12 protein-coding genes are annotated in these 13,708 nt (G+C 61.4%); 4 read left to right on the top strand and 8 right to left on the bottom strand.

All coding sequences use genetic code 11. The features are described from left to right. Nucleotides 1–288: 288 nt before the first annotated feature. On the bottom strand, nucleotides 289–2,022 hold the full coding sequence (locus FLM52_08790) for a BCCT family transporter (protein NVN55881.1): 1,734 nt from the start codon (nucleotides 2,020–2,022) through the stop codon (nucleotides 289–291). Nucleotides 2,023–2,529: 507 nt separating this feature from the next. After that, nucleotides 2,530–4,557, bottom strand: a complete 2,028-nt coding sequence (locus tag FLM52_08785) for a BCCT family transporter (GenBank protein NVN55880.1) — start codon at nucleotides 4,555–4,557, stop codon at nucleotides 2,530–2,532. 267 nt (nucleotides 4,558–4,824) lie between these two features. Between FLM52_08785 and FLM52_08780 the strand changes: the two genes are divergently transcribed. After that, nucleotides 4,825–5,382 carry a hypothetical protein gene (locus FLM52_08780; protein ID NVN55879.1) on the top strand — a complete coding sequence of 186 codons (558 nt, stop codon included), beginning with the start codon at nucleotides 4,825–4,827 and terminating at the stop codon, nucleotides 5,380–5,382. Nucleotides 5,383–5,514: 132 nt separating this feature from the next. Here FLM52_08780 and smrA read toward each other — a convergent pair whose 3' ends face one another. From smrA to FLM52_08750, 6 genes are all read right to left on the bottom strand, one after another. Beyond that, nucleotides 5,515–6,132 carry a DNA endonuclease SmrA gene (gene smrA, locus FLM52_08775; protein NVN55878.1) on the bottom strand — a complete coding sequence of 206 codons (618 nt, stop codon included), beginning with the start codon at nucleotides 6,130–6,132 and terminating at the stop codon, nucleotides 5,515–5,517. Between the two features lie 179 nt (nucleotides 6,133–6,311). After that, nucleotides 6,312–7,349, bottom strand: a complete 1,038-nt coding sequence (locus FLM52_08770) for an extracellular solute-binding protein (GenBank protein ID NVN55877.1) — start codon at nucleotides 7,347–7,349, stop codon at nucleotides 6,312–6,314. Nucleotides 7,350–7,389: 40 nt separating this feature from the next. Beyond that, entirely contained in the window at nucleotides 7,390–8,172 is a 783-nt protein-coding gene (gene potC, locus FLM52_08765) for a spermidine/putrescine ABC transporter permease PotC (GenBank protein ID NVN55876.1), read from the bottom strand. Further along, nucleotides 8,169–9,050, bottom strand: a complete 882-nt coding sequence (gene potB, locus FLM52_08760; protein ID NVN55875.1) for a spermidine/putrescine ABC transporter permease PotB — start codon at nucleotides 9,048–9,050, stop codon at nucleotides 8,169–8,171. The genes potC and potB overlap by 4 nt, the downstream gene beginning before the upstream one ends. Next, the gene (gene potA, locus FLM52_08755; protein ID NVN55874.1) at nucleotides 9,047–10,180 is read right to left on the bottom strand and encodes a spermidine/putrescine ABC transporter ATP-binding protein PotA; all 1,134 of its coding nucleotides are present in this window, start codon (nucleotides 10,178–10,180) and stop codon (nucleotides 9,047–9,049) included. The genes potB and potA overlap by 4 nt, the downstream gene beginning before the upstream one ends. Nucleotides 10,181–10,702: 522 nt before the next feature. Next, nucleotides 10,703–12,094 carry a YihY family inner membrane protein gene (locus FLM52_08750; protein NVN55873.1) on the bottom strand — a complete coding sequence of 464 codons (1,392 nt, stop codon included), beginning with the start codon at nucleotides 12,092–12,094 and terminating at the stop codon, nucleotides 10,703–10,705. On the opposite strand from FLM52_08750, the gene FLM52_08745 reads away from it, so the two are divergent. The 3 genes from FLM52_08745 to FLM52_08735 all read left to right on the top strand — a co-directional run bounded on the left by FLM52_08745 (nucleotide 12,093) and on the right by FLM52_08735 (nucleotide 13,571). Next, complete coding sequence (locus FLM52_08745) at nucleotides 12,093–12,452, top strand: arsenate reductase family protein (GenBank protein ID NVN55872.1); 360 nt, start codon at nucleotides 12,093–12,095, stop codon at nucleotides 12,450–12,452. The two genes, FLM52_08750 and FLM52_08745, sit on opposite strands and share 2 nt — an antisense overlap. Before the next feature lie 78 nt (nucleotides 12,453–12,530). Continuing rightward, a complete protein-coding gene (gene wrbA, locus FLM52_08740) occupies nucleotides 12,531–13,163 on the top strand; it encodes an NAD(P)H:quinone oxidoreductase (GenBank protein NVN55871.1) in 633 nt (210 codons plus the stop codon). Continuing rightward, entirely contained in the window at nucleotides 13,164–13,571 is a 408-nt protein-coding gene (locus FLM52_08735) for a DUF2069 domain-containing protein (GenBank protein NVN55870.1), read from the top strand. It abuts the gene before it with no gap. Nucleotides 13,572–13,708 lie beyond the last annotated feature (137 nt).

The raw sequence follows: 13,708 nt of genomic DNA, 5'->3' as shown, positions 1-13,708 counted from the left end.
GTCTGTGAACCCTTCACTGTCGACAGCATAGCCGCAAAGCGATACTGCGCGCCGTTGGCGGAATCGATGGACCTGCCAACATTGGAACATACGTACGTTTGATATTGCCTTGCGACCTTGGTGATATGCGCAGGCCTGCTCTGGAGCAGAGAAACAGCCCTGAGCCCAGGAGGTAAACGGCCCTGACCTGAAAGCGAGAAACAACGAGGCCCCTGCCCAGGGGGCAGAGGCCTCATGTCTTGCACTCCGAACGCATGCGTCAGGCGCATACGTCTGGCAAACGGCAACTCAGGAGAGGTCGCGGACCTCGTTCTCGATCATCTTGCGGATATGCTCCTCGTTCTCGATCATCGATTCGCCGTCCTCGCGCAGCGATTTCAGCAGCCCGATCATCATCGCGATCAGCACGAAGGTGAACGGCAAGGCGCCGGCGATCGAGGCAGCCTGCAGGGATTTGAGCGCCTGATCGCCCCCCAGCAACAGCAGGATCAAGGTCACGGCACCCAGCATCATGCCCCAGATGATACGCTGCTGGACCGGCGGACGACGACCAAAGGCCAGCAGACGTCCCAGCACCAGGGTGCCGGAATCCGCTGACGTGACGAAGAAGATGATCACCACGACCAGCGCCGCCACCTTGGCCACGGTCGCGGCGATGCCGGGTGTGAGCACCTCGAACGAGTGGTAGAGGGTACCGGCGTAGTCCCAGTTGGTGACCGCAGCCGTGTAGATGCCCATGTCGGCCCCGTACAGAGACTGATAGATCCCCGCCGAGCCGATGACACCAAACCAGACCAGCGCGACGACGGAGGGAATGACCATCACGCCGAGAATGAATTCACGGATGGTCCGGCCGCGCGAGATGCGGGCAATGAACATGCCGACGAAACCGGCCCAGGCGATCCACCAGCCCCAGTAGAAGATGGTCCAGCCGCCCTGCCACACTTGCTCGTCCGGCGTGCGCGCCGTCCACAGTGTCATCGAGACACCATCGGTGAGGTAATCCCCGAGCGCGGTGATCGAGCTCGCGATCAGATAGTTGGCGTCGCTCACCAGCAGGAAGTAGGCAAGGATGCCTAGGCAGACCCAGGTATTGAAGGTGGAAAGCAGCTTGATGCCACGTGCCACGCCGCTGGTCGCTGACAGGGTGGCAATGACGCTGATCAACACGATGGAGACCACGGTCACCATGCGCGACTTCTCTTCGATGAGACCCAGTGACATCAGGCCGGAGCCGATCTGCTCGACGCCCAGACCGAGCGTGGTGGCGATGCCGAAAATGGTGCCGAACACGGTCAGGATATCGACGGTGTGTCCGATGGGCCCGTAGATCCGGTTGCCGATCAGCGGATAGAGAGCCGAGCGCATCGAGAGCGGCAGGCCCTTGCGGAAGGCGAAATAGGCCAGTGACAGCCCGACGATGGCATACATGGCCCAGGCGATCGTCCCCCAGTGGAAGACAGTGAGCTTGATGCCACCGGCGGCCGCTTCCGCGACGCGGCTGTCAGGCACCGGGAAGCCTTCGTCCCCCGGCATGAGACCACTCGCCAGGGCGGCCTGCTTGGCCTCGAAGAAGGCGGCAACGGCCGCCTTGACGTCAGCACTCAAAAACGGATTGCCGCCGCTCCAATCACTCGCGAAATGGATCATGGGCTCGGACATCGAGAAGAACAGCATGCCTGCGCCGGTCCCGCAGCCGAACAGCATCGAGAACCAGGCAAAATTGCTGAACTCGGGACGCTCATTGTCACGCCCCAGCCGAATCTTGCCGACACGCGAACACATCACGTAAAGACAGACCATGAAGGTCGAGAACATCACCAGCACGTAGTACCAGCCCAGGGTGCTCTCTATCCAGGACTTGATGCCCAGAAACTGCTCACTGGCCGTCTTGCCCAACAGAATCGCATAGAGAATGAAGAACACGGTCATGGTGATCGCGGTGATACCGAGCGTCGAGTTGAGTCCCTTCAGGACACCTCGCTGCTCGATGAGTGCATCCAGTTCCTTTCCTTTCAGCATGTTTCTACCTCGTGACGGGTATTTATTATCATTTTCATGATGCCGCTATCGTCGTTGATGACAGCGGTATCGTTGTTCATGACTGCGGATGCTGGGGCTCAGGGAACCTCAGCCGTCATGGAGACATTGCGGGCAGATCGCGTTCACCTTCGGTCAGTCATGGGCGAGAATCCTGGCAGGAGACAACACCGCGGCATGTCATCTGGCCCCAGCCGATATGCGACTTTATGGGAAGAATCCATGCTAGAGCCCCCCTGCTTGCGAGACAAATAAGATCTCGACGTCGGCTGGATAAGCAGAGCTAATACCTGAACTGGGAAAACGAAGCCTCAGGTCAAGGCACCTTTCGACACATGCACTATCCAGGCCAGTTCTTTCAGGGAACCTCGTTCAGGGAACCTCGTTCAGGGAACCTCATACAGACTGACAAAGGCCCCCGGCGGATCTCTCCACAAGGGGCTCTTGCGTCATGGCGACGCGAGAATCGTCATTGACTGCCCGCCCGGATCATTGACCGACCGACTGGCTCAGACGTAACTGGTGCAGGTAGTGCATATGACGCTCGTACTGCTCGAGCAGATCATTGATGACCTGGTCCTTGCTGTAGCCCATCAGGTCATAGGACTGACCGCCTTCCTTGAGGAAGACTTCGGCACGACAGTAATCCTCTTCATCCCCCTCGTCTTCCTGATCCAGATTGAGATCCGGGCGCAGGTGAGAGCGAATGCGCACGCCGTAGATGAAGTCATCTTCCTCACCGTGGCGTGCATTGAAGTAGACGCGATCACGGCTGGTGGTGACGTCGACTTCCAGCCCCTGGCTGCGCAGCTCTTCGGCCAGCTCCTGCATGCCTTCCGCGACGGTGCCGCGCAGGAATCCACGAACCATGGCGCGCGTCGGGAAGCTCATCAGGTGCTGGGCACGCTTGCGCCAGTTGCCCTTCTCGCCCATCGGTGTCGCGGCGGCAGTGTTCACCGACAGCGAGCGCCGCTTGACAGACTCGAGATTGAGCTGACGCAGCAGCCCGAAGATCGCCGCCAGCAGAATCATGCCGAACGGCAAGGCCGTGGCGATGGTGGCGGTCTGAAGCGCCCCCAAGCCACCGGCAAGCATCAACACGATAGCCAACAGTCCAACGGCGAAGGCCCAATAGATACGCTGCCATACTGGAGTATCTTCACGACCCCCGGAGGCCAGCATGTCAACGACCATCGAGCCGGAATCCGCCGAGGTGACGAAGAACACGATCACCATCACCAGCGCGATCACCGAGGTGATGGACGACAGCGGAAGCTGCTCGAGGAAGGTGAACAGGGCCAGCGAATAGTTGTCGTTGACGGTATCGACCAGCGCCGTGACGTTCTGCTCCAGAATCATCGAGATGGCGGTGTTGCCGAAGATGGTCATCCACAGAAGGGTGAAACCGGCCGGTACGAACAGCACGCCGATCACGAATTCCCGGATGGTACGGCCGCGCGAGACACGCGCGATGAACATGCCGACGAACGGAGACCAGGACATCCACCAACCCCAGTAGAGCAGCGTCCAGCCACCGATCCAGTCATTGGGTTCGTAGGCGTAGAGCTCGAAGGTCTTGCCGACGATATCCGCCATGTAGAAGCCGGAATTCTGGACGAACGCCTTGAGCAGGAAGGCGGTCGGGCCGAGCAGCAGCACGAACAGCAACAGCACCACCGCCAGGCCGAGGTTGATCTCGGACAGGATGCGGATGCCCTTGTCCAGGCCGGTCACGACCGAGATGGTGGCAAGGCCGGTGATCACGACGATGATCGCGACCTGGGTCCAGTCGTTGTTCGGCATGCCGGTCAGGTGCGAGAGCCCGGCATTGACCTGTGCCACGCCGTAGCCCAGCGTAGTGGCGACGCCACAGACGGTGCCGACGATGGCGAAGATGTCCACCGCATGGCCGATCGGGCCGTAGATGCGCTTGCCGATCAGGGGATACAAGGCACTGCGCAGCGTCAGCGGCAGGTCATGACGATAGCTGAAGTAGGCCAGAATCAGCGCGACGATGGCGTAGATCGACCAGGCATGCAGCCCCCAGTGGAAGAAGGTCAGCTTCATCGCTTCACGCGCGGTCTCGACCTGCTCCGGGGTGCCCGTCGGTGGATTGAGGAAGTGCATCACCGGCTCGGCCACGCCGAAGAACATCAGGCCGATGCCCATGCCCGCCGAGAACAGCATCGCGAACCAGGTGACGTTGCTGTAGTCCGGCAATGAGTGGTCCGGCCCCAGGCGAATCTCGCCATGGCGTGAGAAGCCGACATACACCACCGAAACCAGAACGATGGCGACACACAGGATGTAGAACCAGCTTGCCGTGTTGGTAATCCAGCTCTGAACCGCTTCAAATATCGACATAGCGGTACCGGAAAAGACCGCCGTGAAGATCACCAGCATCAATACGATGGCATTGGCACCGAAGAAGACCGGTGGGTTGACCTTGGCAAACAGGCCGGAGCGCGGCGCGTCACTGGCGGATTCGCCACCGCCCGCTGCAGGAGTATTGCGCATGAGGATTTCCTTGTGAGTGTACTGCAAGGCAGTCATGACCGGTGTCGACGCCTTGCTGGCACACGACACTATAATGAAAAAAAATAATCAGATCGTTTGGAAATAATATCATCTAATAACTAAGTAGCCAATGTCTTGTCCAACTACCGTCCAACTTCTCGCCACGCTCTTGGCACACAATGCCATTTGTTTTCTTGATGCTTGCACGCTGGCCTCCAACACCATCAGCACACTCAATTGCCATGCTGTCCATACAGGAGTATACGCATGAGTCGCAATCGTCATTCCGGCAAGGCCCCCCTACGCTATCTCGCGCTGGCTCTCGCCTTGTTGAGTGCCCTGCCGGCCACGTCTACCATGGCCGGACCAGGGCATGGGCGTTTCGATGGTCCGGGCTACATAGGCCCCGACATCGTGATCGGGCATGGTAAGCCCGGTCGGCTGATTCGCTGGGCACCGGGTGGCCCGGGGCACGGTCATGGCCTGCCCGCAGGGGCGCGTGGTGTCTGGGTGGGCGCTACGCTGTATTTCCTGGCGGCAGGCACCTATTACCTGTGGGAAGAGAGCCAGCAGCAGTATCTGCCGGTCCAGGCCCCCGCTCAGGCGACACTCACGGCCGCGGCGGTCGATGTCATCGCCTACCCCACCAAGGGCCAGAGCCAAGACAAGCAAGCGCGTGATCGCTATGAGTGCCATCGCTGGGCCAATCAGCAGAGTGGCGCCAAAGCCAATTCCGCGGCGCCGCCCGTGACCGCCAGCAACGCAGACACCTATCGCCGCGCGCTGAGTGCCTGCTTCACTGGTCGCGGCTACAGCGTGCAATAGTCTGCTTGAGCCATGAGCATGAAAAAGCCCCGCCAGTTCGCGATGATCGCGGCCTGGCGGGGCTTTCTTGTGTCTATTGTCGGCTTGCTGTTGTCTGATTTGACTGCCTGCGGGATTTGCTGCTCGTGGCGATCAGCCGCGCCGCTTCTGGTGCCGTTCACGGTTGTTGTCACGCGCCGCGCGGGATTTGCGCAACATCACCAGCGTCGCCCCCAACCCACCATGGCGCGGCGTGGCACTGCTCCAGGCCTGCACCTCGGGCATCTGCTCCAGCCAGTGCACCAGGTAGGCACGAATCAAGGCGGCATGCGATTCGCTGTCACGCCCCTTGCCATGAATCACCAGCAGGCAACGCAACTCGCTGCGCCAGGCATCCTGAATGAAGCGATGCACCTCACGGCGACACTCGATGAGCGGACGACGCATCAGATTGAGCTGCGCCTCGGGTGGGTAACCGCCCTGGCGCAAGCGCTCCAGCACACCGGTCTGGATGCCATCGCGGCGAAACTCGACCGGGTCATGCGGCGAGAGATGCTCCACGTAGCTGTCGGACAGCCCGTCCAGTTCATTGCCCAGGGTCTTCTGTGCGTCTTCACGCCGTGCCAGCTGAGCCTCGCTGGGGCCCTTGCGGGCCGTGGTGACATCGGCGCGGTCCTTGCCGCGCGTCAGGGGAGCAACGCCTTGCATCTCACGACTGAACAGATCATCCGCCTCGGCACTGCTCAACTCACGGGCATGCGCCGCCGACATCATTGCAGGGGAAAAACGTGACATGGCACCCTCCAGTCTTCACCAGGACGTGTCAATTACGTGGAGCGCGCAGTCAAGGTCGACAAACGACGACGCCCCGAGACAGAGCATGCCTCGGGGCGTCGGTTCAGCTCAAGTCGCTGACGTGATTTCTTGCGTCATCACGCCTCAAGGGCGGATCAATGCCCGGTCTTGAGCTGCTCCCAGTACTTCTGATAGATCGACAGCGCATCGCCGACATCGGTCTGGAATTCGCCGCGGGCGAGATCCTGCTGAGTCGGGAAGACCACCGGATTGTCACGCACTTCCGGGTCCATCATGTTCCTGGCCGCCAGGCTCGGCGTGGTGTAACCCACGTACTCGCTGATTTCCTTGCTGACTTCCGGGCTGATCAGGTAATCGATGAACTGATAGGCCGCATCGACGTGACGCGCGTTGGACGGAATCGCCATGGTGTCCATCCACAGGATAATGCCTTCCTTGGGATAGACATACTCGACCGGCACGCCTTCCTGGTTGGCCTGATAGACCTCACCATTCCAGATCAAACCAGCATCCACCTCCCCCTGCATGAAGGGCACGCGCGCCGCGTCGGAGTTGAAGGCACGCACGTTGGGCATCAGCTGGGTCAGCTTCTCGTAGGCCGCCTTGATCTCGTCCGGGTCCGTGGTGTTGCCACTGAAGCCGAGGCTTGCCAGTGCGACATGGAAGACTTCGCGCATGTCGTTGGAGAGCAGCAGCTTGTCACGATACTTGTCGTTCCACAGATCGTTCCAGCTGGTCAGCGCGCCCTCTTCGACATAGTCCGGGTTGTAACCGATACCGGCGCTGCCCCACATGTAAGGCACGCTGTACTGGTTGCCCTTGTCGAAGTCACGATCGACCAGATTCGGGTCGAGGTCCTCGAAATGGTCGAGTTTGCTGACATCCAGCTTCTGCAGCAGGCCTTCACGCGCCATCTTGTCGATGTAATAAGTCGACGGGAAGACGAGGTCGTAGCTGTTGTCGCTGTCCAGCAGCTTGAGCTTGGCGTACATCGCTTCGTTGGAATCGAAGGTGGAGTAGACGACATCGATGCCGGTCTGCTCTTCGAAGCGCTCGATGACCTCATCGGGCATGTACTCGGTCCAGTTGTACACGTAGAGGACCTTGTCGCTGTCATCCGCGGCCAGAACGGGAGCGGATGTGGCCATGGAAGCCAGGCTGACGGCAGCCATCAGGCCAGCGGCGCGCAGCGGGAAACGGGTACCTTGCATGTTATTTTTTCTCCTTGAGCAACAACTGTGAAATCAACAGCAGACAGAGAGACAGCCCCAACAGCAGGGTTGCCAATGCATTCACTTCAGGTTTTAGCCCCAGTCGCACCATCGAGTAGATGCGCAGCGGCAGCACCTCGAAGGTCGGCCCGGTAACGAAGGTCGAGATCACTACATCATCCAGCGACAGGGTGAAGCTCAGCAGCCAGCCGGAGGCGATCGCCGGCATCAGCGCCGGTACCAGCACGTGCCAGACGGCGCGGGCTTCACTGGCCCCCAGATCACGCGCCGCTTCCAGCAACTGCGGGTTGATGCCCGTCAGGCGGGAATAGACGGTGATCACCACGAACGGCAGACAGAAGGTGGCGTGCGAGACCAGCAGCGAGAAATAACCCAGCTGGATACCCAACGCAATGAACAGCGCCAGGAAGGCGATCGCCATCACGATGTCCGGCATCATCATCACCGTGAATAGCATGCCATTGAGCAGCGGCTTGCCACGAAAGCGATAGCGATAAAGCGCGGTGGCCGTCAGTGTGCCGATCAGGGTCGCCAGCGTCGCCGCCGTCACCCCGAGCCACAACGTATTGAGCGCAGCCTCCATCAGATTGCCATTGCTCAGCAGCTTGTCGTACCAGCGCAGGCTGAAGCCGCCCCACACGAAGGGGTTGCGTGAGTCATTGAACGAGATGCCGATCAACACCAGGATCGGCACATACAACAGCGTGAAGATCAGCGTCAGATAGCAGCGGCTGAACCAACGCAGCGCGGCGCTCGCCTTCATAGGGTCACCTCACGCTTGAAGAGCTTGACGCTGCGGTAATAGGCCAACAGCAGGAACGCCATCACCAGCGTCAGCATCACGCTGATCGCCGCGCCGAAGGTCCAGTTGTTGGCCTCCAGGAACTGACCCTTGATGATGTTGCCGATCAGCGGATGGCGCGAACCGCCCAGCAGGTCCGAGACATAGAACATGCCCATCGCCGGCAGGAACACCAGCAGTACGCCCGCGATGATGCCCGGCATGGTCAGTGGCAGCACGATATGGCGGAAGGTGGCCAGACCATTGGCGCCAAGGTCGCGGGCCGCCTCCAGTGTCGGGCGATTCAACTGCTCGAAGACGGCATACAGCGGCAGGATCATGAACGGCAGCAGCATGTAGACCAGCCCCACGATCACCGCCTCCTCGGTATACAGCAGACGCAGCGGCGCATCGATCAGGCCGAGATTCATCAGCACATCGTTGAGCAGCCCGCGCGTGGCGATCAGCGTGCGCAGGGCATAGATGCGGATCAGCGAGTTGGTCCAGAACGGAATGATCACCAACAGCAGCAGCAAGGGCTGCAGGCGCGGACTGGCCCGCGAGATCATCCACGCGAAGGGATAGCCGAGCAGCAGACAGATCAGCGTCGTGACCAGGCCGATCCACAGCGAATGACCGAAGACGCTCAGATACACCGGGCTGATCATCTGGCCATAGTTGGTCACGAAGCCCTGCCACAGCGTACTCGGCGACAGCTCACCGCCCAGCAGCTGGCCGGTGTTTTCCGGCATCAGACTGACCAGCACCACCAGCAGCGTCGGGGCCAGCACCAGCAGGATCAGCCAGCCCCAGATGACGGTCAGGGTGGCCGTCTTGAAGGGATTGCGCGCTAGACTCATGCACCCGCTCCCGTCACGGCAGGCGCATCATCGGGCAGGATGATCTCCCAGTCCGGCACCCAGCTGACACGTACGCGCTCGCCAAGGCGATAGTCGAAGTCAGGATCATCCTCGTCGAAGAATTCGCTGGCCAGCAACTGCTGACCGCTGTCCAGCTCCAGCACCGTGTCCAAGGTCATGCCTTTGTAGTTTCGCTCGATGACCCGTGCCGGGAAACCTTCGCTGTCCTCGGCGCCCTTGAGTCGCATGTCTTCCGGGCGCAGCAGCACCTGCACCGCCTCTCCGCCCTGATAGGCGCGGCCATGGCTGCTGAGTTCCAGCGTCTGACCGAGCAGCGTGATCTCAATGCGTCCGGCCGTCGCCGCGGGGCGCACGACCTGTGCCGCCAGCTGGTTGATCTCACCGACGAAGCGCGCCACGAACAGCGTGCTCGGCGATTCATAGACCTCACGCGGTGTGCCGATCTGCTCGATGCCACCTTCGCGCATCACCACCACGCGATCGGACATCGACAGCGCCTCTTCCTGATCATGGGTGACGAACACGAAGGTGATGCCGAGGCGGCGCTGCAGACGCTTGAGCTCATTCTGCATCTGCTTGCGCAGCTTGTAGTCCAGCGCCGACAGCGGCTCATCGAGCAACAGGACGCGTGGCCGCTTGACCACGGCGCGGGCAATCGCGACGCGCTGCTGCTGCCCGCCGGAGAGCTGGTCCGGGCGGCGGTCCGACAGATGGGCCAGTTGCACCATCTCCAGCGCTTCGCGCACCCGCTCATGAATCTCGGCCTTGGCGACCTTCTCCATGCGCAGACCGAAGGCCACGTTGTCATAGAGGTTCATATGCGGAAACAGCGCATAGCTCTGGAAGACGGTATTGACCGGGCGCTGGTGAGCGGGACGCTCATGCAAGGCCGTCGACTCGAGCGTGATAGTGCCGCTATCCGGCGATTCGAAACCGGCGATCATTCTCAGCACGGTGGTCTTGCCGCAACCGGACGGGCCCAGCAGCGTGACGAACTCACTATCGTTCAAATCCAAGTCAAGGCTGTCCAACACCTTGCGATCACCAAAGGTCTTGGAAATGCCACGCAACTTGACCAGCGGGGCCTTCTCAGGAGCAGAGCTTTTCATCGGCGGGTTGTCACCTCCAGCGGGCGCCGCGAACGGCACCCTCATGCATGTCAGGCGCGCCAGGGACTGGCACGCCACATCGTCAATTCCATCGTGCCTGGCCACCGGGAGACTGCCAGCTCTCGCCTCGCCGCTCGCATTCGCGCTGGCACACAGGTCGCGCAAAGGTCACATCAGGCAGCGGGCAAGGCACCGTCGTCAGTCTGGCATGCCAACCTTTCACTTGCGTGTCTGCACGGCGAGCCGCCGCCAGCTGACCTGTCTCACTCACACCTCACCCATACCTCACCCATACTTCAGTCAGGCTCTCCAGCGTGCAGGTCGACTTCTAGCAAGACAAGCGAGCGGTTCCGGGTCATGCGTGAGAGACAAATAAAAAGGCCCGAGCGGGAGTCGGGCCTTTTCATTGTCATCAGTCTTCGGCGTTCGCCGCACCCTGTGCGGGGAGAGCCGTCGGCACAGTGTGCGCATTCTGCCCATTCAACCTCGGGCTGTCACCTTGCCATCGCGTATCCGTCGCCTTCAGGTCGCGGCAAGTGGGGGATCCTGCGAGCCCTTCTTCTCCACCGCCGCGGACTCAGCGTCCACCTCCTCCACTCCGGGCAGAACATCCACCAGGCTGCAGGCCATGCGTTCCTTCTCGGCGGCGCGCGCATGCGCCAGCGCTTCGCGCAGCGGCTCGAGGCGCGGATGCGGCGCTTCGCCCGCCTCGCCGGCCGGCAACTCCCAAGGCAAGGCATGGGCCATTTCCCACAGAGAGTAATGGTTGAGGTCACGCCCCAGTACCCATTGGCCATCCTGGGTCTGGCTGGCGATGTTCTCGGCGATCAGCGGCTTGAGGACTCGGCGATAACGACTGCCCAGCACCTCCGTGAGGCGATCATCAGACAGCGGCTCACCGTGCTCATGGGCATCCTTGAGCAGCATCACGGCGCCAAGGGTCTGCCAGAACGGCGGCCAGCGATGCCAGTCAGCATTGGAGCGTTCGCCCATCCAGGCCGCAACCTCCGCCCCCAACAGCACAATGCACCAGGACAGGAACACCCACAGCAGGAAGAGCGGCACGGCCGCGAAGGCGCCGTAGATGGCCTGATAGGACGGGAAATGCGTCACGTAGAGCGAGAAGCCCGCCTTGGCCAGCTCCAGCGCCAGCGCCGTGGTCAGCGCGCCGACTGCGGCGTCACGCAGGCGAACCTTGCAGTTGGGCACCGCGGCATAGATGAAGGTGAAGGCCGCAGCGCTCAACAGCGGCGGCAACAGACGCAGCAGCAAGGCCTTGCCGCCCAGCATCTCGGCAGCCGAGTCGAAGAAGGACAGCGAGGTCAGAAAGGACGACAGCAAGAAGCCCGAGCCCAGCATCAGCGGCCCCAACGTCAGGACGGCCCAGTACATCAGGAAGCTCGACAGCCCCTTGCGCCCTTCCGGCACCTGCCAGATGGCATTGAAGGCGCCTTCGATGGTGATCATCATCATCACCGAGGTCACGAATAGGAAGATCAGACCCACCGAGGTCAGATTGCGCGCCTGACCGGAGAACTCGTTGAGATACTCGAGCACCGTAGCGCCGGTCGAGGGCAGAAACTGGGAGAACACCGTGGTCTGCAGTTGATCGCCTACCCCATCGAAACTGGGAATGACGGCAAACATCGCATAGATGACCGTCATCAGAGGCACAATGGCGAACAGCGTCGTATAGGTCAGTGCCGACGCGGTCTTCTTGCCGTCATGGTAGTTGAATCGTGATACCAGCTTGAGAATGACGCCGATGGCGGGCATGCCCCGCGTAATCCCTGGCAGTTGTGGCATTCTTGTGCGCCCCTCTACAATGCGTGCCTGATGCATACGCCACCGCCGGCCATGGCCAGTAGCGCCTGCGTGATGCCCCATCGTCTGTTCGAAAATGGAGACAGTCATGTCGATCCTGAAACTCTACCACAACCCGCGTTGCTCCAAGTCACGGGAAACACTGGCCCTTTTGACCTCGCGTCTCGAGGTGAGTGACCTCGAGATTGTCCGCTACCTGGAGCACCCTCTCGATCGCGAACAGCTCGGGGCCTTGGCCGCCCGCGTGCAAGGCGGAGCGCGGGCTCTGACCCGTGAGAACGAAGCCGAGTGGAAGGCGCTGGGCCTTGTAGACCCCAGTGACGCGCAACGCCTCGATGCGATTGCCGCAACGCCGAAACTGATGCAGCGACCGATTCTCGATGATGGCAAGCGTGCCGTCATCGGGCGCCCGCCCGAAGATGTGCTGGTGCTGCTGGGTGATGCCTGAGTCCCCGCTGACAGGGTGTGCTCACCCAGGCGCTCGGCTTGCCCCTTTCGATAGATTGTCATCCACCTGAGGAAGCTCATGTCCGCAACGACCCCCGACGCGACGCCGTACGTCCTCGTCCTCTATTACTCCCGCCATGGTGCGACCCGCACGCTGGCCGAGCAGATCGCCGCCGGTATCGAGTCCATCAGCGGTGTCGAGGCGCGCCTGCGCCGGGTGCCCGAGATCTCGGCCACCTGTGAGCAGACCGAGCCGGAAATCCCCGACAGCGGGGCCATGTATGTCGAGCTGGACGACCTGCGCCATTGTGCGGGCCTGGCGCTGGGCAGCCCGACCCGTTTCGGCAACATGGCGGCACCGCTCAAGTACTTCCTGGACTCCACCAGTGAGCTGTGGATGAACGGGGCCTTGATCGACAAGCCTGCCACCGCCTTCAGTGCCTCAAGCTCTCTGCATGGCGGCCAGGAAACCACACTGATCACCATGCTGATTCCGCTGTTGCACCACGGCATGGTCTATGCTGGCGTGCCCTACAGCGCCACCGAGTTGCTCGAGACAACCCAGGGCGGCACGCCCTACGGCACGACCCACGTCAGCGGCAAGCGTGGCGACAACGACGTCGATGACAACGAACAGCGCCTGGCACTGGCGCAGGGCAAGCGCATCGCTCGCCTGGCCCTTGCCATGCAATCGCTCAGGGAGACGAAATAGATGCGTGCCTGGCTTGAACGACTGGAACGTGATCAGGGGCTCGATACGCTGGAAGCCAAGAGCCGTCGCGGCGTGATCGCAAGTTTCGCGGCGCTTGCCCTGCTGCTGCTGATCGGCGGCATGCAATTGATGGCCCAGAGCGAGAACAACGGCCTGGTGCCGCTGCTGGTCCGCCTGCTGCCGCTCGCCCTGTTTCTGCCCGCCATCTTCACCCGCCGGGCACGTGGCCATGTCTGGCTGGCGTTCGTCAGCCTGCTCTACATCATGCAGGGCGTGATGCTGGCCGGTGTGCCTGGCCACGCCGTCATCGGTGGACTTGAAGCACTGGCGGCACTGGGGCTGTTCATTTCCAGCATGGCTTACGCCCGTTTCCGCTCGCGCAACCTCAAGCGTCAGCCGCAGGCCTGATCAAGCCCTGGCCTCTCCATTGCCCGCCCTTCTCGTCGTGCCTTGTTCGGCTAGAATAGCCGTAAAATAGCCGACTAGAATGGCGGGTATCGGTCTGCGCCTTCCCATGGCGGCTTGCCGCTTTCCCCACCCTTACC

The sequence above is a fragment of the bacterium Scap17 genome, from assembly GCA_013376735.1.
Taxonomy (GTDB): domain Bacteria; phylum Pseudomonadota; class Gammaproteobacteria; order Pseudomonadales; family Halomonadaceae; genus Cobetia.
This window is presented reverse-complemented; position numbering and strand designations above follow the sequence as displayed.

What these genes read in the sequence shown, in the direction of transcription:
- FLM52_08750 (NVN55873.1), bottom strand. Translation starts at nt 12,094, where the DNA reads ATGACTGTCTCCATTTTCGAACAGACGATGGGGCATCACGCAGGCGCT.
- wrbA (NVN55871.1), top strand. Translation starts at nt 12,531, where the DNA reads ATGTCCGCAACGACCCCCGACGCGACGCCGTACGTCCTCGTCCTCTAT.
- FLM52_08790 (NVN55881.1), bottom strand. Translation starts at nt 2,022, where the DNA reads ATGCTGAAAGGAAAGGAACTGGATGCACTCATCGAGCAGCGAGGTGTC.
- potB (NVN55875.1), bottom strand. Translation starts at nt 9,050, where the DNA reads ATGAGTCTAGCGCGCAATCCCTTCAAGACGGCCACCCTGACCGTCATC.
- potA (NVN55874.1), bottom strand. Translation starts at nt 10,180, where the DNA reads ATGAAAAGCTCTGCTCCTGAGAAGGCCCCGCTGGTCAAGTTGCGTGGC.
- smrA (NVN55878.1), bottom strand. Translation starts at nt 6,132, where the DNA reads ATGTCGGCGGCGCATGCCCGTGAGTTGAGCAGTGCCGAGGCGGATGAT.
- FLM52_08780 (NVN55879.1), top strand. Translation starts at nt 4,825, where the DNA reads ATGAGTCGCAATCGTCATTCCGGCAAGGCCCCCCTACGCTATCTCGCG.
- FLM52_08785 (NVN55880.1), bottom strand. Translation starts at nt 4,557, where the DNA reads ATGCGCAATACTCCTGCAGCGGGCGGTGGCGAATCCGCCAGTGACGCG.
- FLM52_08770 (NVN55877.1), bottom strand. Translation starts at nt 7,349, where the DNA reads ATGGCTGCCGTCAGCCTGGCTTCCATGGCCACATCCGCTCCCGTTCTG.
- FLM52_08735 (NVN55870.1), top strand. Translation starts at nt 13,164, where the DNA reads ATGCGTGCCTGGCTTGAACGACTGGAACGTGATCAGGGGCTCGATACG.
- potC (NVN55876.1), bottom strand. Translation starts at nt 8,172, where the DNA reads ATGAAGGCGAGCGCCGCGCTGCGTTGGTTCAGCCGCTGCTATCTGACG.
- FLM52_08745 (NVN55872.1), top strand. Translation starts at nt 12,093, where the DNA reads ATGTCGATCCTGAAACTCTACCACAACCCGCGTTGCTCCAAGTCACGG.